General features: G+C 54.9%; 21 protein-coding genes and 2 tRNA genes. 6 read left to right on the forward strand and 17 right to left on the reverse strand.

Annotated features, from left to right (window positions below; all coding sequences use genetic code 11):
* Positions 1–33 precede the first annotated feature (33 nt).
* Positions 34–108 (reverse strand) — tRNA-Thr (locus tag HPY73_04560).
* A 126-nt stretch (positions 109–234) separates the two neighbouring features.
* Between HPY73_04560 and HPY73_04565 the strand changes: the two genes are divergently transcribed.
* The gene (locus tag HPY73_04565; GenBank protein QLH74785.1) at positions 235–2163 is read left to right on the forward strand and encodes an NFACT family protein; all 1929 of its coding nucleotides are present in this window, start codon (positions 235–237) and stop codon (positions 2161–2163) included.
* Positions 2164–2166: 3 nt separating this feature from the next.
* Here the strand turns inward: HPY73_04565 and HPY73_04570 are convergent.
* The 9 genes from HPY73_04570 to HPY73_04610 form a co-directional block, all read right to left on the reverse strand.
* Positions 2167–2243 (reverse strand) — tRNA-Arg (locus HPY73_04570).
* Positions 2244–2333: 90 nt separating this feature from the next.
* Entirely contained in the window at positions 2334–3200 is an 867-nt protein-coding gene (locus HPY73_04575) for an ABC transporter permease (protein QLH74786.1), read from the reverse strand.
* Positions 3191–4003, reverse strand: coding sequence for an ABC transporter permease (locus HPY73_04580; protein QLH74787.1), 813 nt, complete (start codon positions 4001–4003; stop codon positions 3191–3193). The genes HPY73_04575 and HPY73_04580 overlap by 10 nt, the downstream gene beginning before the upstream one ends.
* Positions 4000–4965, reverse strand: coding sequence for an ABC transporter ATP-binding protein (locus HPY73_04585; GenBank protein ID QLH74788.1), 966 nt, complete (start codon positions 4963–4965; stop codon positions 4000–4002). The genes HPY73_04580 and HPY73_04585 overlap by 4 nt, the downstream gene beginning before the upstream one ends.
* A 36-nt stretch (positions 4966–5001) precedes the next feature.
* Positions 5002–5196, reverse strand: a complete 195-nt coding sequence (locus HPY73_04590) for a 30S ribosomal protein S17e (protein QLH74789.1) — start codon at positions 5194–5196, stop codon at positions 5002–5004.
* A gap of 52 nt (positions 5197–5248) precedes the next feature.
* Positions 5249–6433 carry an MFS transporter gene (locus HPY73_04595; GenBank protein ID QLH75669.1) on the reverse strand — a complete coding sequence of 395 codons (1185 nt, stop codon included), beginning with the start codon at positions 6431–6433 and terminating at the stop codon, positions 5249–5251.
* Between the two features lie 77 nt (positions 6434–6510).
* Positions 6511–6951 (reverse strand): hypothetical protein, encoded by a 441-nt coding sequence (locus HPY73_04600; protein QLH74790.1) that lies wholly within the window; start codon positions 6949–6951, stop codon positions 6511–6513.
* A gap of 1 nt (position 6952) precedes the next feature.
* Entirely contained in the window at positions 6953–7636 is a 684-nt protein-coding gene (locus HPY73_04605; GenBank protein ID QLH74791.1) for an FAD-dependent thymidylate synthase, read from the reverse strand.
* 46 nt (positions 7637–7682) lie between these two features.
* On the reverse strand, positions 7683–8390 hold the full coding sequence (locus HPY73_04610) for a TraB/GumN family protein (GenBank protein QLH74792.1): 708 nt from the start codon (positions 8388–8390) through the stop codon (positions 7683–7685).
* Positions 8391–8441: 51 nt separating this feature from the next.
* On the opposite strand from HPY73_04610, the gene HPY73_04615 reads away from it, so the two are divergent.
* Positions 8442–9107, forward strand: a complete 666-nt coding sequence (locus tag HPY73_04615; GenBank protein QLH74793.1) for an HAD-IB family phosphatase — start codon at positions 8442–8444, stop codon at positions 9105–9107.
* On the opposite strand, the gene HPY73_04620 is transcribed toward HPY73_04615, so the two are convergent.
* From HPY73_04620 to HPY73_04635, 4 genes are read right to left on the reverse strand one after another with little or no spacing between them, the layout of a single operon-like run.
* Positions 9080–9748, reverse strand: a complete 669-nt coding sequence (locus tag HPY73_04620) for a protein-L-isoaspartate(D-aspartate) O-methyltransferase (protein ID QLH74794.1) — start codon at positions 9746–9748, stop codon at positions 9080–9082. The two genes, HPY73_04615 and HPY73_04620, sit on opposite strands and share 28 nt — an antisense overlap.
* A 1-nt stretch (position 9749) precedes the next feature.
* Positions 9750–10349, reverse strand: a complete 600-nt coding sequence (locus tag HPY73_04625; protein QLH74795.1) for a hypothetical protein — start codon at positions 10347–10349, stop codon at positions 9750–9752.
* A gap of 47 nt (positions 10350–10396) precedes the next feature.
* On the reverse strand, positions 10397–10972 hold the full coding sequence (locus HPY73_04630; GenBank protein QLH74796.1) for an MBL fold metallo-hydrolase: 576 nt from the start codon (positions 10970–10972) through the stop codon (positions 10397–10399).
* A complete protein-coding gene (locus HPY73_04635) occupies positions 10969–11862 on the reverse strand; it encodes a rhomboid family intramembrane serine protease (GenBank protein ID QLH74797.1) in 894 nt (297 codons plus the stop codon). Before HPY73_04635 ends, HPY73_04630 begins: the two co-directional genes overlap by 4 nt.
* An 87-nt stretch (positions 11863–11949) precedes the next feature.
* On the opposite strand from HPY73_04635, the gene HPY73_04640 reads away from it, so the two are divergent.
* On the forward strand, positions 11950–12549 hold the full coding sequence (locus HPY73_04640; protein ID QLH74798.1) for a methyltransferase: 600 nt from the start codon (positions 11950–11952) through the stop codon (positions 12547–12549).
* Here HPY73_04640 and gatE read toward each other — a convergent pair.
* From gatE to HPY73_04655, 3 genes are all read right to left on the reverse strand, one after another.
* The gene (gene gatE, locus HPY73_04645; GenBank protein ID QLH74799.1) at positions 12506–14377 is read right to left on the reverse strand and encodes a Glu-tRNA(Gln) amidotransferase subunit GatE; all 1872 of its coding nucleotides are present in this window, start codon (positions 14375–14377) and stop codon (positions 12506–12508) included. The two genes, HPY73_04640 and gatE, sit on opposite strands and share 44 nt — an antisense overlap.
* Positions 14370–15665: a Glu-tRNA(Gln) amidotransferase subunit GatD gene (gene gatD, locus HPY73_04650; protein QLH74800.1), complete on the reverse strand. Its 1296-nt coding sequence runs from the start codon at positions 15663–15665 to the stop codon at positions 14370–14372. The genes gatE and gatD overlap by 8 nt, the downstream gene beginning before the upstream one ends.
* Before the next feature lie 158 nt (positions 15666–15823).
* Entirely contained in the window at positions 15824–21574 is a 5751-nt protein-coding gene (locus HPY73_04655; GenBank protein QLH74801.1) for a right-handed parallel beta-helix repeat-containing protein, read from the reverse strand.
* A 323-nt stretch (positions 21575–21897) separates the two neighbouring features.
* Between HPY73_04655 and hypB the strand changes: the two genes are divergently transcribed.
* From hypB to HPY73_04670, 3 genes are all read left to right on the forward strand, one after another.
* Positions 21898–22554 carry a hydrogenase nickel incorporation protein HypB gene (hypB, locus tag HPY73_04660; GenBank protein QLH74802.1) on the forward strand — a complete coding sequence of 219 codons (657 nt, stop codon included), beginning with the start codon at positions 21898–21900 and terminating at the stop codon, positions 22552–22554.
* 68 nt (positions 22555–22622) lie between these two features.
* Complete coding sequence (gene purD / locus HPY73_04665) at positions 22623–23960, forward strand: phosphoribosylamine--glycine ligase (GenBank protein QLH74803.1); 1338 nt, start codon at positions 22623–22625, stop codon at positions 23958–23960.
* Positions 23957–24592 (forward strand): translin family protein, encoded by a 636-nt coding sequence (locus tag HPY73_04670; protein QLH74804.1) that lies wholly within the window; start codon positions 23957–23959, stop codon positions 24590–24592. Before purD ends, HPY73_04670 begins: the two co-directional genes overlap by 4 nt.
* Positions 24593–24613 lie beyond the last annotated feature (21 nt).

Raw genomic sequence — 24613 nt, forward strand, 5'->3', positions numbered from 1 at the left:
TTGTCCCTCAATGGCCATCAGATTATAGAAAAATGGAGCCACTGGAGGGAATTGAACCCTCGACCTACGCCTTACCAAGGCGTCGCTATGCCTCTAAGCCACAGTGGCAACGAGCCCCTCCAATTGGATGGTGCTTCATAAACCTTTCTAATGGGGCCGCCGCAAGCATCATCTTCGCCCGTCGCCAGCTCCAAGCGCACATTTTTGAGCACGCCCGGCCTATCAGGTGTCGTCATGAAGAAAGAGATGAACGCGGTCGACATCCTGGCGATGTCCAAAGAGATGCAGGCGCTTGTCGGGGGCTTCGTGGACAAGGTGTTCCATTGGGAAGGCCGGAACGTGCTCATCAGGGTCAACGCTCCAGAAGGAAGGAGGGAGCTGCTGCTCAGAGATGGTAAATGGCTTTACATGCCCAAGGAGCGGCCAGAGACCCCTGATACACCGAGCAATTTCGCTGTCCACCTCAGGAAGATGCTCTCGAACGCCAGGGTCGTCTCCGTTGAACAGAGGGAGTTCGACCGGATCATAGTGATGAAGGTCACGACGAGGACGTCCACCTATGACATCATCTTCGAGGTGTTCGCTGACGGCAATCTTCTCGTCGTGGAAGATAGGAAGATAGTCAATTGTCTGGAGCAGAAGACCTGGAAGCATAGGGATGTCCGCATAGGTGCTCAATATCAGTTCCCTCCGTCCAGGTTCAACCCACTGAGCTCGGACCTGGGCACATTCCTGACAGCGGTCAAAGGAAGCACGGCCGACGTTGTTAGGACGTTGGCCACCAGCGCGAACCTGGGTGGACAATACGCAGAAGAGGTCTGTCTTCGCGCCAACATCGACAAGTCGAGAAAGGCAAGGCAATTGACCGATGATGAATGGGCCATCATCTTCAAGACGATGGCCTCGATGCTGGAAAGTGTTAAAGAGCGGCAGGAGCCTGTCATCTACTATGATGGGGATGTGCCGGTCGACGTCTCCCCTCAGCGGCTGAGCCAGCATTCATCCCTAGAGGCAGAGCCGTACCCCAGCTTATCCGAGGCCATCGACGAATATCTTTATGCCAGGCCATCTGACGAAGAGGAGCTCAGGGATGAGGAGCTCGAGAGGTTGAAGAGACAGCTTGAGCAGCAATCCGATGCGCTCATAAGGCTCGAGGCCGAGGCCCTTGCTCTGAGCGAGGTGGCGAATCTGCTCTACCAGCACTACCCCCAGGTGACCAAGTTCCTTGCATACATGAAAGAAAAGGCCTCATCCTCCTCTTGGGAGGAGCTCAGGGACGCCGTATCGAAGCTTCCTTTCTTCATTTCCTTGGAACCTCAGAAGGACCAGGTCGTGATAAGGATAGATGGGAAGAATGTCAGGTTGAACTACAAAGCCTCGCTGGAAGAGAATGCAGACATCCTTTTCAACGAGGGGAAGGAATTGAAGGAGAAGCTACGTGGGGCCGAGGCCGCCATGGCCGAGACCGAAAGGAGGATAGAGGAGAGGGCCAAGCAGTGCGAGGAGCAGCGCAGGGAAGCGAAGAAAAAGGTCAGGCCAACGAAGCAGTTCTGGTTCGAGACCTACCGATGGTTCGTGACCGTGGGTGGCAGACTGGTCATCGGGGGAAGGGATGCAAGGTCGAACGAGCAGATCGTAAAGAAACACCTCGGCCAGAACGACCGCTATGCCCATGCGGACGTGCACGGGGCCGCGAGCGTGATCATCAAGGACGGTTCTTCAGCAGATGAGGAGGAGATGAGGGAGGTCTGCATATTCGCCCTTGCCAGCTCAAAGGCGTGGACAGCGGGGGTGGGGGAAGGGAGCGCCTATTGGGTCCTTCCCGACCAGGTTTCCAAGACGCCTGTCGCCGGGGAGTTTGTCCCGAAGGGGGGGTTCATCATCAGGGGCAAGCGGAACTACTTCCATCATCTGCCCATGAGATTGGCCATAGGCGAGGTCCAGTACGAGGGGAGCAGGAAGATAATGACCGCGCCGGAGGCTACCATGAAGAGCATGTCCTCGAAGTACGTGGTGATCGAACCTGGTGAGACCGACAGAGGAAGGATCTCCTCACAGCTCTCAAAGGCCTTCGAGGTGCCCGAGGAGGAGATCTCCAGGATCCTTCCCCCTGGCAACGTGAGGACCGTCGAGGCCATAGGCATACAGCTCGAGGAAAAGTGAGGGTGGCGCCCGAGCTGGAATTCGAATCCAGGTCTAGAGGTCCGCAGCCTCTTAGGATATCCAAACTACCCCACTCGGGCCTGTTGCGGTAGGGGGTGCAATGCACTCCATATTAATAAACATCGCATGTAAGCGACTGGCCATATGTATAAATTACCATCGCGACTCCCTTAATAGGTGCTGTTCATGTCCAGCTTTCCCTTCTTCCGGGCAAGGTGGTCGGCATAGCCAAATATTGCAAGCGATACGGCATAGAACATGGCCGTGGTTATGGCCAGGAACATCAATATTTCTATGTCCGTGAACTCCTCAAGTCCGCTGATGCCCTCGAAGTCCATCAAAGGGGCCAATGTCCTCCTCAGAAGCTCCAGCCAGTAGGTGATCGGCAGCGCCATCCCTATCGTCTGCCCCCAGGATGGTAGGACAGATAGGGGATACACCACCCCGCAGAAAAGATAGAAGAGACCGGCGATCCCCTCGTTGATGCCAGAGCTGTGCCTTGCTGTGAGGAATGTGATGCCTGAGAGCGCGACGCCGATCATCGTTATGCACATCAGGCCGATGACCATGGCCGATATGAACAAAGGCCAATCGACCTTGAGCATGTCCACATCGACACCAAGCACCACGATGCCAAAGACCAGCGTTATGACGACCGCCAGTGCCGTTATGGCCATCTTGCTCAACGCCCTTCCTACTATGTAGAGATAGAAGCTCATGGGGGCGATGTAGACCTGCTTCAGGGTCTTGAACCTCTCCCTGTCCTCCTGGACGATGTAGGCGACCCCGAACATCACCTGCGCGACGAACATGTAGAAGGCGTTCCCGATGAACATGTAGGAGAACAACGTCGGGTCCTGCTCCACCCCTCCGGTGATGATGACGAACATGAACACCAGGATGAACGTGGCGAATATCGGTTTGATGATGGAATAGAGCAGGAACAGGAAAGGGTTGGTCCAATTGGATTCCATCTGCCAACCGAGCCATGCCGACCATTTGATCGTCCTCAGGTCCCTCCAGAGCCTCACTGCCATCTCAGGACCAGCCTCCCTTCCCTCTTACCAAGGAACTCCATGTACCTGAGGGCATACCTTGCAGCTGTGATGAACGCAACCGCAAGCATTGTCAGCACTGCAAGCTCGGCCCATACTGGCAACAACCCATTGGCCTCATCCCCGAACAACAGCTGCCTCATCGAATCCAGTCCAAGCGTCATCGGGATTATCGAGGCCGCTATGCCCACATAAAAACCAAGCTCTCGTACAGGAAAATAGAAGCCAGAGACCAGATAGATCGGCTCCTGCATGAGGTTCGAGAGATGCCACGCCCCCCTTCCCCATAGCATATAAAGGGAGGAGAAGAGCATCCCTAGACCATACAGCGCGAGCAAGGTCAACAAGAACGCGAGGACCAGGAGCCAGGGGGATGAGAAGGACATCCTGACATCGAATATGAATATACCAAGGACTATCGTCGATATCGCCCTTACGGATGTGAGGAACATGCCACCCAAGGCCATCCCTGCGAGCACGGACATCTTCGACATGGGGGCCATCATGTAGAGTTCGAGGTTCCCCGTCTCCTTTTCCCAATAGAACTGCGTAGCCATGCTCCAGAGGACGTTCAGCCAATAAGCTGTCATCGCACCCCCTATCACCACATAGCCCTCGTAGACCTCGGGGGCGCCAAGTGATCGATAGTAGTAGATGAACGCCGCTATCCCCAGCAAGGGCAGGAAGATGTCAAAGAACATCCACGATGGTTCTCTCAGCCCACCGACGGCCCTTGGGTACGCCCTTCCCTTGATGGCCCTGAGGTTCAAGACCAGGTCGCTCATTCCAGACCCCTTCCGACGAGGTGTATGAACACGTCCTCGAGCGTCGGCTCGCTCTTCCCTAAGGCCATTATCCTACCTTTCTTGGACTGGATATAAGAGACCACGTCGGCTATGACCGATTCGTCCTGCACGACGAACCTGGTGACGGCCCTGTCACCAACGGTCCTTACCTGGAACCCTTCAATGCCGGGAAGGGAGCCCATCCCATCTATCCCCTCGAACACCGATGTCTCGATGTCGAAGGTCGACGACCTTCTGATCATCTTCTTCAGGTTTGCCGGCGTGTCGCAGGCGAGGATCCTCCCCTTGTCGATTATGGCCACCCGGTCGCAAAGCTCGTCCGCCTCGACCATGTAATGGGTGGTCAAGAGCATCGTCTTCCCTTCCTGTTGCTTGACCCATCTCCTCAGGAAGTTCCTTATGGCGAAGCTGGCGTTGACATCAAGGCCCAGGGTCGGTTCATCGAGGAATATCAGGTCGGGGTCGGTCACGAACCCTCGTATGACGTTCATCTTCTGTTTCTGTCCTGTGGAGATGGTCCTCACCTTGGCATCGGCCTTGTCAGCCAACGAGAACCTTTCAAGAAGGTCGTTTATCCTCATCTTCGCGACCTTTGGCGGCACCCCATAGAACTGTGAGAACATCCATAGGTTCTCCCTCACGGTCAGGAGGCCATACCCGGACACATCTCCCCCAGATACCATGTTTATCCTCGGCCTGATACGGTCCGGGTCCTTTGCGACGTCATGACCGAGCACTTTGGCCGTCCCTGAGGACGGCAGCAGCAGTGTCGCCAATATCTTTATCAGTGTCGTCTTTCCGGCCCCGTTGGGGCCCAAAAGCCCAAAAAGCTCTCCCTCCTCAACATCAAGGGATATGTTATCCAGCGCTTTGGCCGGACCCTCCTTGCCCCTCCCCTCGAAAACACGTGTGACCGAGTCCACCTCAATGGCGTAGCGCATGGCGCTCACCACATCGCATGGGGGGCTTATGGACGTTCAGTTCTTCTGAACGTTCTGCCAGTATCTGGTTATGTAGCCCGCTATGCGGTTCCTCATCTTCACTGACTCGACCGTCGAGAGCTTGTTGACCATGGCCTTGTTGTTCTCGAAGTCCGCACTGAAGACGCGTGGATACTGCTGCACCAGATCTATTGCGACGCGCTTTATGTAAGTAGGACGGATGTTTCCCATTGACACACCCTAAGGTAAGGCGGCCAAAGTGTTCGGCCTATATAAAAGTTGTTCAGCTTGGGATCTTATCGTTGCCAGGCCGGTCTTTTCGGACCGCTATCACCAGATATGCCAAGGAGGATATGAACAGAACTGCCCCGGCCACGGTCCATGCCGCCCCGATCGACCATTCCTTGGCCACATATCCCAGGGTGAAGGTGCCGATCAGACCTCCTATCTGAAGGATCAAGGACTGGAAGGAAAGGAGGGTCGACCTCCTCTCGCTGGGGACCTCGTTGTTATAGATCGTTGAAAATGGCGAGGATTCCATCCCGTTCATCATGAAGGAGACCAGAAAGAGCGATGCGAAACCAACCAATGTGTCCTGGAAGGCAAGCAGGATGACCGATGAGGCCATCAACAGCCTTACAACCAGGAGCACAGGGGCGTATCTCTGCTTCGCCCTGGAACATACCGGGATGCTGACCAGGTTGCCCGCCGCGCCTGCCACGAAATATGCCGCGGCTAAGGCCCCAAAGATCCAGGTGTCCGACCCCTCGCCGACTATCCCCGCCAACCTAGGCTGCCAATAGGTCTCTATCGCCATCAGGGAGAACCCGAGGGCGGCCGTTGCGATGAGAAGCATGAGCACGGTCCTGTTCCTGACGCCATATTCCAAAGACGTGGACAGGATATCCGGCAGATTCTTGGCCCCTTCGACGACCTCTCCATCGATCTTGTGCCTGTGCTCAACGACCAATATCTGAGTGACGATGATCTGGAGGGCGACCGCGATCAGCATGACGACGATGTTCATGTCATAGATGCCAAGGCCAAGCTCATCCCTCCCATAGGCTCCGAGATACATCGGTATCAGGCCACCTACCAATGACCCGGCCGCGATGCCCATGGGCACGATGATGTTCGCCTTGGCCAAGGCCTCCTGCAGGTCCTTTCCCCTGCCCTGGGACCTAAGCTCGTCGACGAACCAGGCGTCGATAGAGCCTGATGACAGGGCGCGGGCGGTGCCAAGCAGGAGCATCCCTATCACTATCGAATAGATATCGAGGTCGATGAGGAGAGCGACCAACGCGATGGCGTAGACGGTCTGCGAGATCAGGTAGACCTTCTTCCTGCCTATGCTGTCAGATAGACCTCCTGTGGGCAGCTCAAGAATGATGACCGTGCCTGAGTAGAGCGCGATCATGGTGCCGGCCAAGAAGATGTCGATCCCCCTGTCCAGCAGAAATAGCATCATCAGGGGGAATATGAGGCCGACTATGAACCAGTGGAATGTCTGGTTGATGATATACGTCGTCAGCAGGCCTGGGCGTTTCAGTGTTCTCCCTTCCCGCTCTGCCTTGATTTGGTTGCATTGGTCCCTTCAAGCGTCTCCCTTAGCCCGCAAGGGTCAAGGAACATCCTTCTATCCTCTTCCTTGACCCTTCCAGATAACCTTTCCCGTAACATTCCGCAGTCAATGGACCGTACCTTAATGACGTCGTTTGGCAGCTCGGGACAGGTCGCGCGGCTGCCAAGACCCTTGGGGTCAGCGCAGTGCTTTATCCTGCGATCGATCTCAGGGAGGACGAACCCATCCAGCGTTGGCGAATTGCATCCCTTGTACCTGTCCATCTCAGGTCCTGTCCCGGTCCCCCGATACTTGTCCCAGCCTTCCCCCGCTCTGTCCTGGCCCTCCCTCGTGGTGATGTTGTCATATAACGCCTTACATTCCGAGCACACAGGCCCGTAGGGAGCGGTCGTCTTCTTGGTCATCTCACTCTTCCTTGTTCTGTCCTTTCGCTCTTCGGGGCCTTCCGCAGGACATCTTGCCCTCTGGGCAGGGGCCTCTGACGCATGGCGCGCCCGCATCCTTGAAAATAGAGGGGGACACCTCCTTCGCCAGGCGCAGCATCTCATCAGCGACCTCGCGTATCTCGGCCTGGGCCCTGTTGCAGCAGCGCAGAGAGAAGAAGTGGATGAGCTCCCTCGCGTTCATGGTGACCACGATATTTGTCTCACATGCATTGGGAAGGACATACCTCGCATCCTCGACCGGGACCCTGGATGCCAACTTCTGGTACGCCTCCCAGGCCTTCTCCATCGCCTCCTCGAAGACCTTCCTGCTCTCCACGTCCTGAGCTATGGAAGAGGGCATGACGTATTCGGGATCGAGCAGCGATACGTATCTTTGCGACTGCTGGCTGAAGGATGCTATACGGTGCCTGACGAGCTGATGGGTCAAAGCCCTGCTGACGCCCTCGACCGAGAAGGTATAGTAGGCATGCTCGATCACCGAGTGGTGCCCCATGCCCACCACGTCCTGGATGAGCTTCCCGGCCTTGTCCGGCGTGACCTTGGATTTGATCTCGCTCGGGACCCCTTTCGAGTAACATGTCTTCGCGGCCGTCGCGCAGAGCACCTCGGCGTCCTTGGTGTAAGAGAGCAGTACTACCTTCATCTAAGGGTCCGTACGCTGAGTGGACATAAAATTGTTGCACACGGCCTCACACATAGAACGATATGTTGACCTCGCAGTTTCCCCTCTCCTCCGAGGTCTCATCCTCTACCTTCATTTCCCTCAGCTCGCGAAGGCGGATGACCGATATGTCCTCCCTTGCGAGGATCTTCTGCACCCCTTCGACATGCCCATCACCTATGACGGCCATAACGTTCCCGAATCTCTGCTCCGCGAGCGCGATCCTCTTGGCCATGACCAAGTTCCTATCATCGATGAGGACCTTCTTCAACGTGGGAAACTCCTTGGCAAGGAGCTCAAGATAGCCCGCCTCGTTCTCCTCGAACTTCTTCAGCTCTGACTCGACCTTCTTCCTCGAGACGATGAGACCGGTCAATCCAGACATGAGCAGCAGCACCTTTTCTTTGAAGGGCATCTCCTCCCAGAGCTTCCTGAACATCATGGCCGCGTCCACATCTATGAATATGACCTGGGCCCCGGTATAGCAGGCCTCGTTCACTGCTGCGAGCATCTCGCTGCCGACGGACCGCTCGTACTGCCTGGCTATCCTCTTCTGCGTCAGGGCGAGGAGCAGATAAGGTAACGGTGCCGACCTTCTCCCCTTGGGGTCGGTCAGCGCCTCATACCTTGCCTTGTCGAGCTCGACCCCCACGGCAGATGGCCTTTGTCTCCTGATAAGGGCCCGGACCTGTCTTTCGATATCGAAAACGTGCCCTACGCCGACCAGGGTGATCATGCCCAAGCCATTGACCGAACGTTATTATATTCTTTGCCCGCTCGCCTTATCATGAACGGTCGTAGGTACGACCTCGTAGCCTTCGACATGGACGGGGTGCTCATCGACTATCCCTCTACCTGGACCTGGGTCCATGACCATTTCGGTGTCAGGAACAGGGAGTCGGTGGATGCTTTCCTCCGAGGGGAGATCGACGATCTGGAGTTCATGCGGAAAGACATCTCCCTCTGGATAGATAAGAGGCCAGGCATCTGTCGAGGTGACCTGGAGAAGATCCTTTGGCCGGTCCCATTGATGAAGGGGCTAGAGGAGACCGTATCGGCCATCAAGGCCAGCGGTGCTAAGTGCGTGATCGTGAGCGGGGGCCTCGACACGGCCGCGGAGCGCATCGCCGACCGATTCGGCTTCGATGGTTTTCTTGCCAATGGGTTCGAGTGCTCTGAAGATGGTCGTCTGACGGGTCAGGGCGTTCTCAGGGTCATGTTGAAGAGCAAGATGAGCTCGTTGATGGAGTTCCAAAGGAGGTTCGGTATCCGACCAGAGCGTACGGCCAGCATCGGCGACAGCTTCATCGACGTGTCGATGTTCGAGCTTTCCGCATTAAAAATAGCATTCAACCCCATCGACGAGCTTGTGGTCGGCAGGGCCGACCATGTCATAAGAGAGAAGGACCTGAGGTTGGTCCTGCCCTACATACTCGGGCCTTCACTTTCATAACCGTGTTCGCCCACCAAGGGAACGAAGATCACAGGCCCCAGGCTCTTTCTGTGGAGCCTACCGTCCTTCTTGGTCATCAGGACAAGGTCCTGCCCCAACGCACCGCCCACCGGGATGATCAAAAAGCCCCCCTCTGCGAGCTCGTCCACGAGCGGCATCGGGATGTTAGGGCTCGCCGCGGCCACCGATATCCTGTCGAAGGGCGCCCTGTCCGGAAGTCCTTTGGACCCGTCACCGATGACCACCTCCACCACGTCATCATGGCCAGACCTCCTCAGGTTCTCCCTCGCCGCCATTGCGAGCTCCGCGATCCTTTCCACGGAGAACACCTTCCCTCCGGGCCTCACCATCTCGGCGATGACGGCAGCGTGGTAGCCTGACCCCCCGCCGACCTCCAGGACCTTCATGCCCGGCCTTAGTTCCAACGCCTGGACCATGATCGCCACCATATGGGGTGCGGATATCGTCTGATCATGACCGATGCCTAAAGGGCGGTCGATATACGCGATATGCTCGAGGCCTTTCGGAACGAAGAGGTGACGTTCGACGGCCTGCATCGCCCTTCGGACGCCGGCATCCCTGATGATGCCGGCCTTCACCAGGCGGTCCACCATTTCCTTTCTTTCCTTCTCCATGGTCATATCAATAGTTCGTCTTCCTCGCCTTTTTGGCATATATCCTGACGATGTCACGGGCCAGGACGGACCCCCTCCGGACCATGCCCGCATGGGTCTTGATGTAGTGTATGGCGACCTCCTCCCGACCGATGGTCATGAGGTCCCCTATGAAGAACTCCTCGTCCGGGGCTGCATCGATGTCGACAGAGACCGTCTTGTGCACATGGTTGATGGCGACCTTCACCCTGACCTTATCGAAACGCTTCGCCCATAGGGTCGTCACCTGAGGCGCCTTGGCCCTTTTCACCCTCTTACCATCGCATTCGATCGAGCTGATGATCACCGGCAGCTCGCCGACGAACATCTCTTCCTCCACCTCGACCTCCTCGTCCTCGGATAGTTCCACCTCGTCCCTCGTGGACGTGCCCATGTCCGACACGATGATAGGGACCTTGATCGTCCTGGGCTCCCTGACAACGACGTTGGATATCTTCCCGCACCCCTGGCATCTGACGGTCGCCTCGATCACGTCCTTGTCCTTCCCGATCTTCCCTTTAAGGACCTCGTGGACCGTCCTTTCATCGCATTCCGTGCATTCCAGCTGGAGCGCGTTCGGTACCGTCATGTTCTCATTCCTTGTTCATCATAATCGTTCTTCGGATTAAAGCGTTGTCAATGGCGGACCATGAAGGGCGGTCCGTGCCCTGGCACCACCACATCGGCCCATCCTACTATCTTCCTGATGCTCTCCATAGCCAGCTCTGGGTCATAGTTAAGGCCCGGGGGCACCATCTTGACATAGTTGTCCTTCGTCGGAAGGGCGTCCCCCGCGATGACGATGCGCTTATCGGCCTCCACGAAAACGCTCACCGCCCCTCTTGTGTGGCCGGGTGTATGCACGATCCTTATCCCTGCCCCCAGCTGTAGCTCGTCCTCCTTCATCATCTCACGGCCCGATGCAGGGCCCTCACCTTCATGGGCTATCTTCCGTGCGCGAGGGAAAAGGTCGTCGTTCGAGACGTGGTCGTGATGAAGGTGGGTGCTGACCACTACCGAGATGTCTTCAGGAACAAGGCCGAGCCTTTCAAGGTTATGCTCGATCTCCCTCCTCATCACACCATCGCTGGTGTCCACCACGATCACATCCTTACCTCCGAGCACGACCGATGACGTCGAGTGGGCCTCGACCACCATACCATGTTCTTTGATGATCCAACCCGTGCAGAGGACCTCTACCCTGAGGCTCATCTCAACCTCACCTCATGACCATTCCTGCAGACCGCCTTGACGCCTTTGAGCTTCATGCCCTCACCGCATTGAGGGCATTTTGCTCTATTGATGAAATGCTCCAACCAGACATCCCTGACGGCAGGTTCGGTCTCGTTCTTGATCCTCTCCAGCTCCGCCCTGAGGTCGTCCGTCGTGGCAAGCTCTTCCAGCGTAGAGAGGTCGGCCTTCTCCCTCGCTCTTGTGACCGGACGGGGAAGAGCAACTGCAAGTATCATCCCCGCCACAAAACCTGCCAGATGCGCACCATATGCCACTCCCCCAGCTGGGCCGCTGCTTATCGATGCCAGGTCAAGCACCAACTGTGTGGCCAGGAATCCACCTGCTGCCAGATAGACCGGTACGTTCAGTAGGAATATAGGGCCCAGTAGCATCGGGATCCTGTCCCGAGGATAAAGCATGAATATCGCGCCAATGAGGCCGGATACCGCCCCCGAGGCCCCTACCATGAGGACCTTGGAGCCAAGGCCCAATATGAAGGACTCCGCAAACAATGCCACCAACCCTGATAAGAAGTAGATAACGAAGGCCCTTGATCTCCCGACCCGATACTCCAGTTGGACCCCTATCAGGAACATGAACAGCACGTTGCCGATGACGTGCACAAAGCTGGCATGCGAGAACATATGGGTCAGGATGGTCCAGGGCCTCTCCCCTGTCGTAAGGTATACTGGACGCGCACCGAGCTCCGGAAGGACGACATCGTCGGTGATGGCCTCACCGACGACCATCACGAAGAAGACCAGGAGGTTGGTGAACACCAACATCTGCACGTATCCGAACCGCTTGTTCCATCCCAATATGATGCCCGCCATGATGATGACGATGCAGGCCAAAGCGACAATGCCCATACCTCACAACGATTGTGAGCGCGTATATTTTATCTTTTTATGGCGCAAATATCAAACTTGAGGAACCGGATATCCTCTGGGAATGGGATGCTGAAGGACGAGAGGCTCAGGTTCAGATACTGCGATGGCGTGTATGTCCCGGCCGAAGACACCTATCTTATGCTGAGCGCTGTCCAGGTAAATAGGGACGATAGGGTGCTTGAGATGGGTACAGGCTCCGGACTGATAGCTGTCCATTGTGCCAGTGCTGGAGCTATTGTGACCGCGGCCGACGTGGACCCTTTGGCCGTTGACTGTGCGAAGGCCAACGCGGCAACGAACGACGTGATAGTGAACGTCGTGGAAAGCGACCTTTTCTCTAACATATCAGGTAAGTTCGACCTCATCATATTCAACCCCCCTTATCTAAGGGGGGAGGCCAAGACCGATGAGGACAGGGCGTGGGCGGGCGGGGCCGAGGGCACCGATGTGCTGCATAGGTTCCTCGTCGAGGCCGTCGAGCATTTGACGGAAGGGGGAAGGATCTTGATTATCACCTCCTCCGACATGGACCAGGGAAGCTTGGACAAGGTCCTGAGGGACTTCTCTGTCAAGGAGCTCTCGTCGATGCGGCTCTTTTTCGAAGAGCTTAAGGTGCTGGAGCTCAGGCCTTCTCCTTCGAAAGGAAAAGTTCGATCCTTCTTCTGAGCAGTTCGTTGGCCTGTCTGCCGTCCACCTTGCCCCTGAGCTCGGCCATGACGAAGGACATCAGCGGGCCCACGGCGCCCATGCCTTTCTCGTTCACAAAGGCGGCCCTCTCGAGTATTATCCTATCTATGGCGGCCTCGATGTCAGATATGCTGAGCGCCTTGGAGCTCAACTCCTTCACGGCCTCCTCGGCCTTTATACCGCCCGCCACCTTCTTTAGCATATCTGGCAATGCCTCCTTGGTGAACCTTCCTTCGTACAATGCCTTGAAGAGAATGTCGATGTCGCCCTCCGAGACCTTCGAGGGGTCGAGACCTTCCTTCTCCATCTCAGGGAAGATGTTCAGCAGCATCCTGGCCGCAACAGAGGCCATTCCATATCTTGAGGCCAGGTCCTCGAACAGTTCTTCATTGCCCTCCCTGACGATCTGTCTTGACTGCTGTTCATGGATGCCGTATCTTTCGACGAAACGTCTGATCTTTGCCTCTGGCAGTTCGGGCAGGGAGGCGCGTATGGAATCGAGCATCTCCCTAGGGACAGGGATCGGTCTTACGTCCGTCTCTGGGTACATCCTTCCGGCCCCTGGAAGGGGCCTGCTGTACGCCGAGGTACCGTCCGGCAAGGGGTCCCTGGTCTCCTCTGGCACACCATCCAAGGCCATATATGCCCTCTCTGCGGCGAGCTTCAACGCTGACGACGCCTTCGCCTCTTCGTCGGCGCAGATGGCGAACGCACATCCCTTGGGCAATCCCAGATGAGACCTCAGGGCGTCCACCTCCTCTTGAAGGATACCGTAGCCAGGCAGCTCATCGGTGTGGAATATCCCTGCCACCCCTTTGGTCTTGGCATACTGTGCCATCTCGGAGCCTAGGCGCAACTTTCCATCAGAGCTCTTCAATAGGCCCTCGAAGCCTGGCAGAGCGACGCCATAGACCTTTCCTCCTTTGGCCAAGGCCGAAGATATCACCTTGGAGCGGCATCCCTTCAAGACCTCCGTGCAATCGACCAACTCGATTGCTACCTTTCTCACACCTCTTGCCTTGAGCTCGTCCCTTATCTTGAGGAGCGATGACTGTCTTTCGATCTCTTTCTCGACATATATCGGGAGCAGCTTCAGCTCCTGCGCCCCCTTGATCTCGACCCTGGCCCCGCCGGGGATCGAGATGTTCAGGTCCTCCCTTATCGTCCCAAGGCCCCTTTTGACCATTTTGGTCGCCCTGAGTATGGATCCGATGCGTACCGCGACGTCCTTGACCTCTTCGGGGTCGTGCATGTCCGGCCCTGTGGCGATCTCAATGAGCGGGATACCGAGCCTGTCGAGCCTGTACGTCACCTCCGACCCTTTAGTCTCCACTTTCCTCGCCGCGTCCTCCTCCAGGCAGATCGACTGTATCCTTACTTTTTTTCCTCCGACCTCGATATGACCGTCAATGGCCACCAAGGCCGTCCTCTGGAAACCGCTGGTGTTGGAACCGTCGATGACTATCTTCCTCATGAAATGGACCTCGTCGATGACCTTGCACCCTGTCATCTCCGCGACCGTCAGCGTGGTGCGCAATGCATCGCCGTCCGCATCATGTGGCGGCTCCTCGTCCGCCTCCACGAGACAACATCTCGAGCTGGGGCATTGATATCTGAAGCTCATCCTTCGGGCTGCCTGGGCCAGTGCAGCCCTGTCAACCTCCCCCATCTCGCTCTGTGAAGGTCTAAGGCGCCTGTATATCGTGGCGCCCTCCTCCTCCACCAGTTCCGATGGGCAGGAGCAGAACAGCTTGTTTGTATCGAGCTGCTGATGTATCTCGATGCCTACGGTGACCCTCTCAGCCATCTATCCCCCTCCTCTGGGACATCTCGCCCCTCAGGTCGGTGGTCATCAGTTCCCTCACAGCCTCAGGTGAGCTGGTCTGGCCCAGCGCCCACATCAGCTTCACGGTGGCCGTCTCCGGCAGCATATCCCCCAGCGGGACAACGCCTGCGTTGATGAGGTCCCGGCCCGTCGCATAGACATTCAGATTGACGCTTCCTCCGAGGCACTGCGTCGTCATGAAAACAGGAACGCCCTTGGAGACCACCTCCCCCAGGACGTTCACCATTGCAGAGGACACGTGGCCCAACCCCGAGCCTGCGATGACGACCCCTTTGTGCGACAGCATCAGCTGCTTGAAAGCAGCGGGGTCCATCCCTGGATAGAACTGCAACAGCACGACGCTCCTCTCGATGCTGTCCTTAAGGACGAGCCCTCCCCCCTTCACTGAGGGGGCGTGCCTTACCTCTATCTTCCCATCGAAAAAGACTGTTGCGACCGGGGAGTCGTTGATGCTCTTGAAGGCATCCCTTCGGCTGGAGTGCATCTTCCTCACCCTTGTCCCCTTATGCACGAAGGCGGTGGTGTCCGAAATCGACCCGTGCATCAGCACATAGACCCCGGGCATGGCCGTCTCGATACAGAACCTGGCCGCCGAGATCAGGTTGGTGTAGGAATCCGACGAAGGCCGGTCTGAGGACCTTTGTGCGCCTACCAGCACGACCGGGCGGTCGAGCCCCTCCAACATGAACGAAAGGGCGGCGGATGTGTATGCCAACGTGTCGGTCCCGTGTGGTATGATCACCGCGTCCGAACCGTCCTTTAGCTCATTGAAGACGGCACGGGCAATGGCCCTCCACGCCTCAGGGTCCATGTTCTCGCTGAAAATGGAGAACAGGACCTTGGCCTTCACATTGCATATCTCCGATATCTCGGGTACGGCGCTGATGAGGTCGTCAGCAGACAGGGCGGGATGTACCGCCCCCGTCCTATAATCCACAAAGGACGCTATCGTACCGCCAGTACCAAGGACCGACACTGTCCTGAGCGCCGGGTCCATTACAAAATGCCTGGAGGGTTTGACCTTCTCCTCCTTTTTTGCCAACACCTTAATGGTCGCTCCCATCTTCAGTCTGACCCCTATGTTGTAACCGCTTTTTTGCTTGATGACGATGACATCTTCGCCGCTGAACTCATGATGGGGCATGAGTATGCCCTGGTACGTTCGCCCATCCGATGTGACCTCAATCAGGTCCCCCTCTTCGGCCTTTGCGGCCTGTAAAAGAACTATGGCCATTTTTGAATAGCTCATTGATTTCGGCTCCGTCCGGACATCGTGTTCGACCCTTAACTCTTTTTTCCAGGGGTCTGGTCGGATCAATATAAAATTGCATCTGCCCTTTCATTGAAAAATGAAAAACCATCCCGAGGGCGACGGCCCTCAGGATAAGGGGGAATAAGGGAATAGGTTTACTTCTTCCTGGCACGCATCAGCAGCGCGACCGCGATCAGCAGGACCGCAACCGCAACGACTGCGAGACCGACATACATGGCGGTGTTGTCCTTCTCGGCTGCCACCTCCACCATTGTCACTGGCTCAGTCACGGCGGCAGTGGTGCTGACCTCACCGTTCTTGAAGTCTACCTTGACCTTGTATGTCTCGGCAGCGCTCTTTCCTGCGTCGGTGACCTTATAGGCCACTACCTCGGTGGTGAACTTGCCGTTCGCATCCGTCTTGCCCTCGGCGATCAGATCACCGGCCGCGTTGTAGACCTTGACGGTCCTTCCCTCGACAGGTGCTCCCTCATCATCGACGGCCGTCACCTCAAGGAAGTACCAGACCGTGATGGTGTTGCTGTCCTCGGACTTGACCTTCTCCATGACCGTGCTCCTCACTTCAACCTCAGAGCCTGCCATGGCGTATATGTCAAAGTCACCAGCATCCAACGTCGAGTTCAACACCTTGGCGTCGCAGTTCTCCAGGACGATGGCGTCGTCAACAACCGAGATCGTTGCTCCGTCCACGACCACATCTGCGTTCACAGCATAGAGGCCGTTGACGTTCTGCACCATTATCTGCATGCTGCTGGTGTTGAGCCCGATGAAGTATGGAACCTCCAGCATTCTCATCTCGATCTTGTCGGAGAAGCTCAAGGTGCCGCCGTTCAGGTATACACACTGGTACAACATGCCGTAGGTGTTGCCGCTCATCTCAATATCGCTGTCCTCAGCGTAGACACCTACCTGCATGAGCGTGCCAATGAGGTCCACCATCGGGTCGTCCATCGGAGGGCTGCTCAAGATAAACGGCAACAGGTCCTCAAGATAAGGCAACATCTCGAAGAAGTGATGGCCGACCAGCTCCAATACAGGTGCATACTTCGCTAGGGCGTCCATATACATGGTCCAGCCTATCTCATTGTCCTCTATCGAGACGTCGCTGTCCTTGAGCATGATGGCCACTCCGTTCAGCATGAACACGTTGTCGTGTATCTTGCCGGTGACGCCCTCTCCGTAGATGCCCGCCATGTAGTTCATCGCGAAGATGGTGTCGTAGACGTTGCCGATGCTAGCGTCCTTGGCATAGATGCCTTGCATCCCTCCCAGGATTATACCGCCTGTTATCGTCGGGTTAGCGTTCGGACCCTGGATCCACACAACTGCCCTGTCGGAGGCGCCGACCATCGTGCACATCGAGAACATTGGAGAGGCGTTGTCTATGAAGATCGTCTCGAGCCAAGCTCCTTTGAACTCGCATTTGCGGAACACTGCCGTCGATCCCTCGGCGATGTACACCTGCTTCATGGCCTCGAAGACCGAGAGCTCGGCGCTGACCGTGCCGTAGATCTCGAACTCAAAGACCTCCTCATAGGCATACATGTAGGTGTTCAGTATGTCCATGGTGCCCTCAACGATCAGCGATGGTGTTCCATCGACGGAGGATTCTCCGAAGCAGAAGGCCTCAGCGCTCTCGACCTTGAGGTGGCCGCCTTCCAAAACCTTCAGCTCACCATAGAACTCCACGCTGTTCATCAGGACAATGGCCTGCTCGTCGACTATCCAGATCAAACCGTGCCACTCGTCGGAGTGGTCAATTTCGCCTGACGACGCGCCTAGCCAAATGCCACCATATGAGTATGCGTACAGTCCATATTCTCCATTGTACGAGAATTCGTTGTTGTACAGGTACCCACGGCCCGAACCGATGTCCATGTACAGACCGAAGCCAAGGTTCTTCTCGAAGGTGTTGTTCCCTATGACGAAGTCGTAACCGTAGTAGAACACGGCACCGTCTCCGCCGTTCTCGCTGAAGGAGTTGCTCTCGATCACGGTCTCGAAGATCTCATAGAAGTAGGCACCACCGTAGGTGTTCTTCTCGATCACGTTACTGATGATCGCGGACGCCTCCGCATTGTATACATACAGACCCCACTGGTTGTTTGTTATCACATTGTTCGAGAAGGTCACGTTGTATATGTACTCGAGCAGCACACCGTACTCATCGTCCAGCCCACAGTACGTGACCGAGTTGTCCGATATGACCATGTCCCAACCGTCATAGACATAGATGCCACAATCGTCAAACCAGGAGACCTGATTATCGGAGATGACACCTGATGAGTACCCGACATAGATGCCGTAGTTCCAGCCCTCATTGACGATGTTGCCTGTGATCGTCAGGTGGTCGGCATAGGCCTCGATGCCATAGTAGTATACGGACCAGATCGTGTTGTCCAGCACATATACCTCAGTGGTCAGGAGTGACTCGTCGTAGACATCGACGTAAATACCGCAATAGGCGTTTGACACGTCGTTGTCCTCGATGACAAATGACATCGTCCCCGTCATTGCGGCATATTGGTCATAGTAGTACCACCAATAATAATACGTCTCGACATAGATACCATATGTTTCATCCAGTTCGTTGTCGACCGTGTTCTGGGCCACTGTGATGGATACTGTGTCGTTCGTCTGGCTCATGCATTCATAGTAGTTGATCATGTATACGTCAACATATGCCGCGATGCCAGCGTAGGTGGAGTTATAGACCATGTTGTTCACGATCATTCCATTAAACGTCGTGTACTCCATTGCGGCGCCGAGATACGCTTCGGTCCACAGGTACATCTCTATACCATACTGGGCACAGTCGACCATGTTGTCCGATATCTCCACTGTAGCATAGAGAATAGATACGGGCGAGTCTAAGAGGTTGTTCCTTTCATATTCAGTATAAGCATCATTCCCAACCTCAACATATATCCCATGATCGAAGTAATTTCCCGCTATGACGTTCTCAACTACCACAATGTCGCTCGTGATGTTGGAGACCGAATCTCTTCCACCCGCGTAGGCACTCTGGTATATCTCGATGGCGTCAATGTCGACATTGCTCATCTGGACTTGGTTACCAGAGACCGCGATCGAGGTTGTCCCAATGACGGATGGATCGGTCAACAGCGTGTTTCCTGGGTTCCAGATGTCAGTATAGAGGTCGATATAGATCGCGCCGTACCAATCGTAGCTGTAGACGCATTCGATGCTGTTGTCCATCACCTCTACGTCGACATTATACTCCACGTTCTGGACTATTTCTCCGCCCTCATATAGGGATGCATACGGGAAGTAGTCATAGAACCCAAAGTCATTGTCCATCTCAATATACAGCGCCGGGCCAGAGTTGACGACGGTGTTCCTGTTCAACCTTACGGCGTCACTTATGGTGATGTCTCCGGCAACGTTCTCTACCTCCCTCCCCAGTGCGATCCTCGCACCGAAGATCATGCCTTCGAGATAGTTGTCCTCCACCACATAAACGCCTTCGATGCTGGACTCCTTGGTTGCCACGTTGTTCAATCCAAAGTATGCCTCGGAATCGATCAGCACCCCGAACGACTCTATCGTTTCATCCACGAGCGTGTTATCGGATACGATGACTGATTCGCTTATCCCGACGTCCCCCTCATAGGTGTTCAGGTAGGACGCAACATTGACCAGCGGACCGCTCGAACTGGATTCCTCGATCGCCACAATGTTGTCCATGATGGTGGTCGATATGTCCGCTGTCAACTGCTCCCCGCTGAACCATAATGAGGTGGACACATCGAACGCGTTCGGATAGTGGAACAAAATCCCACCGTCATCCCAGAACGGCAATCCAGGCAGCTCAGAGAACTCGTTCCCGGTCACCGTGACTTGTTTTGTCAGGGAGTCCTCGAACACGCTATCGTAACTATAATAGTTCGTTTCAGACTTGAACATGGATGCGTCCCAATATGACCAATCCAACAACGGGAGGTCCCCGATGAACAGAACGGTCTCGAAGGTGTTGTTCATGTATTCTTCTTCGATCGTCACATCGGAACCGCCCTCATCGAACAGATTGATGCTAGTATAGAAGTATACAGCACCAGAGTCCAGGAGCATGTTGTCATTGAACGAGGTTCTTATCAGCATCTCCGAGGTGTTCTCCATGGAGTCGGCTATGTTCACCCATGTCCCTACGTAGGCGACCATGAAACATTTTACGAACTCGTTGTCGAGAATGTCGACGAACACATCATCGGGCTCCTCCATGTAGGACTCGATGTAGAACACCATGTCGTAGACCTGATAGAAATAGTTGTTCTGTACCAGGACATCGACGGCCCCGTAGTACGCCAGCAGATTGACCGCGCCCTCATAATCATAGTTGTTGATCCAGGAGATCTCGCTGTCGGACATCTCGAACATCACATAGCCTTCCTCTGAGAGGGCATATATGGCGCCCTGGTCGAAGCTGCTTATTGTGCTGTCTGTCATGGTGATTGTAACCTCACCGAGCAAGGTCACAGCGGTCACACCGGTGCCTGGCGATAGGCTCTGACCAGAGAGCAGATAGCTCCTATAGTCTTGGTCTGAGGCGGAACCGATCAGGTCACTGATCACATAGTTATAGTATCCTGTCACCAAATTAATGGCCGACCATGATGTCGATTCCATGACATTGTAGTTCAATTGTATATCGCCGTTCGCCCACAGGATGACCTCGTACAGGTTCAATCTGCTGTTCTCATACATCAGACTCTGAGACCATTGGAAGACGGCCCTGTCATCATAGACCTTGAACCCATAGAAGGTAGAGCCCCCATTGACCTCCACATTCGAGTTATAGGCTGGATATACATACCCTCCTTGGAGATAGAGATAATCGTTTGTCATGAAGACCTGGTCTATAGATACGCCGGAGAACACGAAGTCAAATGGCAGTTCGGCCACCAGCATCTCATTGGATGTTGTCTGGTTCTCATCCTCAGAATCGTATGGAATGACCTCGAACTCATACTCTATCTCGGTCATTGTGTAGATCCAGGAATCATCATTTGAGTTCGAGCCGTCGATGATGCTCCCATCAATGACCAGCTCCACCGACCCGAACAATGAGTCGGCCGCTACCGATACGTCCTCTTGAGCGGTGAATGTGCAATCAACAACCAACAACTGGATGTCAAGGGTGGCAAGCACGTTCACGGCAGAGAGGCCGCCGTCGATCTTGACGTTGCTGATCGCTGCATAGACGGTACCATTCAGGTCGTCGCCCGCCTCTATCATTACACCGTCCGCACTATTCCCATTCTCCATCTCGCTGTCGGAAAGACTGAATCTGATCGCCTGGTCCAGGTTCCTTACATGGATACCATAGGTCCAATAGTTATCTATGGTAATGTCAGAAAGGGTCAGATTGGTCTCAGCCTCGGACTCGATTATACGGACACCAATGTAGGTATCGGCAATGTAGACATCCTGCACCGCGATGGTCCCATCTTTGACAAACAGAGAGATGTACGCATAGGTGATGTTGACGTTCTTCAGCGTCGCTACACCGGTCGAGTTGACAACGATGCCATCCCAATAACCGACCCAGGGGGTTGAGCTGTTAGCACCGAATATTATCGTGCCATTGCCTGCCCCGTCAGCGACGAGCGTCCCATCGACTGCAAGGATGGCACCGTTGTCGAATAGTATCGTGGTGCCCTCCTCGATCGTAAGGGTCTCACCCTCCGCGACCTGGATGTCTCCTGTCACATAATACACATTATCATTTGTCCAAGTACCACTGACCTGACCTGGTTGCACATAGACAGGTGTCGGGGAGTCCGCTGCCGCCGCATTGGAGTTGAACGCGAACAGCATGGCGAACACGACCGCCAATATGCCCAGGAGGAGAATGGTACGTTTCATAATAGCCCTTCCCATCAATGGATAGGCCTGATCAATTGCTTGTTCCATTTTTTAATCCCCCTTATGAAGGTCTTTTCCTCCTAAATGGACCTTCAGGTAGTGCAAATGAATCATCCTCTTCATTACTTATAATTAATCGTGCCATTGTATGAACTGTAATTTTGATAATTGACTGTTCGATAGATGCTCTAATCATAAATGGCGTGTAATGAACAAATTAATTCATAATTCACAAACGACCGTTTCTGATCTGTACATCGGTCGAGGATGCTCAGCAAAGATATTTTCGAAGGGTTAAAGTAAGGCGGTCGGGTTTCCTGATCGTGCACAAGGTCACCGATATCTCGATGGAAATGGACGTTTTAGAAGAGAACAAGCACCTGGCCGAACATAATCATGAGAACTTGAGGGCGAGGGGCATTAGGTCAGTGGACGTAATGGGTTCCATCGGCTCAGGTAAGACCGCAATGATAATCGCCTTGGCCAAAGAGCTTAGGAAAAGAGGTGTTGATGTTGCGGTCATAGCTGGGGATGTGACCGGCCAAGATGATTTCGATCGTTTTCAAGATGCCGGGATTAGAGCATATAATATCAACACCGGCAAAGAGTGTCATCTTGACTCCCGCATGATCGACCATGCCCTGGACCACATGGACCTTGAGGGTGTCAAATTCCTTTTCATAGAGAACGTTGGGAACCTTGTCTGTCCAGCGGATTTTCCGTTGGGTACCGACCATCGGATGGTGGTCATATCGGTGACCGAGGGCGATGACATGGTGAGGAAACATCCGATGATCTTCAACGACTCTGATATCGCGGTTCTGAACAAGATCGACCTCGCCGAGTATATGCAGGTCGATGTCGAGAGGATCAAAAGAGATTATCGCTCCCTCCGACCAGGTAAGGAACTGTATCTGACAAGCGTGAGGACAGGAGCGGGACTGGACCGCCTCCTGAAGGCATTAGGTTTCGATAAGTGAGGACCAGGCGGGATTGGACCAGACCAACATGTGTCAATTTTAATATGGAATAAGCGGTTGACCTTTCAATGAAAGAAAAGGTCTTGGTGGTCGGTGGCGGTGGGCGTGAGCACGCCATCGTGACCGCATTGGTCCGTTCGGACGCCGAGGTCTATGCGGTCATGAAGAATAAGAACCCGGGGATCGTCCGGGCCGCAAAGGACCATGCTCTGATCAAGGAGACCGATGTCGAGAAGGTCGTATCGTACGCGAGGTCGAAGGGCATAGAGCTTGCGATCATCGGTCCAGAGGCGCCTTTAGAAGCGGGATTGACCGATGCCCTCAGGAAGGATGGGGTGGGCTGCGTGGGACCGTCGAGGTCAGCCGCCCGCCTTGAGACCTCTAAAAGTTATGCCAGGGAGCTGATGGAAAGGAACAATATACCTGGAAATCTCAGGTTCAGAACATTCGTGGAGGCCGCTCCTGCGAAGAAATATATCGATGAGATCGACCACGAGGTGGCGGTCAAACCGGTCGGCCTGACCGGAGGTAAAGGTGTAAAGGTCCAAGGGGAGCATCTCCTTACGAAATCAGATGTGAAGGCTTACATCGACGAGGTCTTCGAGAAGAGGATCGGAGGGGCCGGGGTGGTATTAGAAGAGAAGGCCATAGGCGAGGAGTTCACAATGCAGGCCTTCTGTGATGGAAAAACATTGGTCCCAATGCCGTTGGTCCAGGACCATAAACGTGCTTATGAGGGGGATGTAGGACCGAACACGGGAGGCATGGGGTCATATACGGATGCGGACCATCTGCTGCCATTCGTGAAGAGGTATGAAAGGGATGAGGCGGAGAGCATATTGCAAAAGGTCGTCTCTGCGATGTCCAAGGAAGGGTCACCATATCAGGGTATCATCTACGGTCAGTTCATGCTGACAAAGGATGGACCTAAGGTCATCGAGTTTAACGCAAGGTTCGGGGACCCGGAGGCGATGAACGTACTTACCATATTGAGCTCCAATTTCACAGATGTGGCCTGGAGCATCGCCGATGGTTATCTCAATGCCAACAAAGTGAGCTTTTTGAACAAGGCCACGGTTTGCAAGTATGTCGTGCCTCAGGGATATGGCACGACGCCAAGGTCGGGTCTGCCCATCAAGGTCAATGAGAGCGCGATCCATGAACTGGGGGCAGAAGCGTACTTCGCCGCGGTAGACGAGATCGACGGAAAGATATTGACCGGCACGTCCAGGTCAGTGGGGGTCGTTGGCGTTGCCGACACCATAGACGGGGCTGAAAGGATCTGTGAATCGGCCTTGAGATATGTCGAGGGCGAAGCCCTTTATGTGAGACATGACATCGGTACCAAGGAGCTTGTTGAGAAAAGGGTCTCTCACATGAACCTCATCAGAGGTGGTGCGAGATGAGGAACATCGAGCAGATCGCCAATAATATCCAGGCAAAGCTTGACGACAAGGACACCGTCAGAGAGATCGCGATCAAGTCGTCGAGGGCGATCATAAGGATCGCAGGCAGCGTGAACCATGGTGTTCACAAGCACGAGAACATGGAGAAGGAGATGCATGAGGCCCTGGACGAGGCAGAGAGGTTGCAGAGCCTGTTGGAGGACCACCAGGAGATATGGAGCTCAGGGATAGTGCAGGACGCCCTCCAGGAGATGGTTGAGGCCGCGATCGTATTAGCGCTTCTCGGAGGCCATGACCTGCCTGAGCCAGAGGATCTGAAGGTGCCACCTACGACCTATCTTCTGGGATTCGCTGACGCCATCGGGGAACTAAGAAGGTTCGCCTTGGAGTCCCTGAGGCAGGGGAAGGTCGAGGAGGCCGAGCGCTACCTCGACACCATGGAAGAGATGTTCCTAGTGCTGATGAGGTTCGATTATCCAGATGCGATCGTTTCGATCAGGCGGAAACAGGACATCGCCCGCTCGATATTGGAGAAGACGAGGGGCGAGGTGGCCGTGGCCGTGAGCTCCATGAGGTTGGAAGAGAAGATATCCCAGCTGAAGGATGTCCTTGACAGACAGGGAGGGGCCTGACCGATATGAATAATTAGACCG

The sequence above is a fragment of the Methanomassiliicoccales archaeon genome, assembly GCA_013415865.1.
GTDB lineage: Archaea > Thermoplasmatota > Thermoplasmata > Methanomassiliicoccales > UBA472 > MVRC01.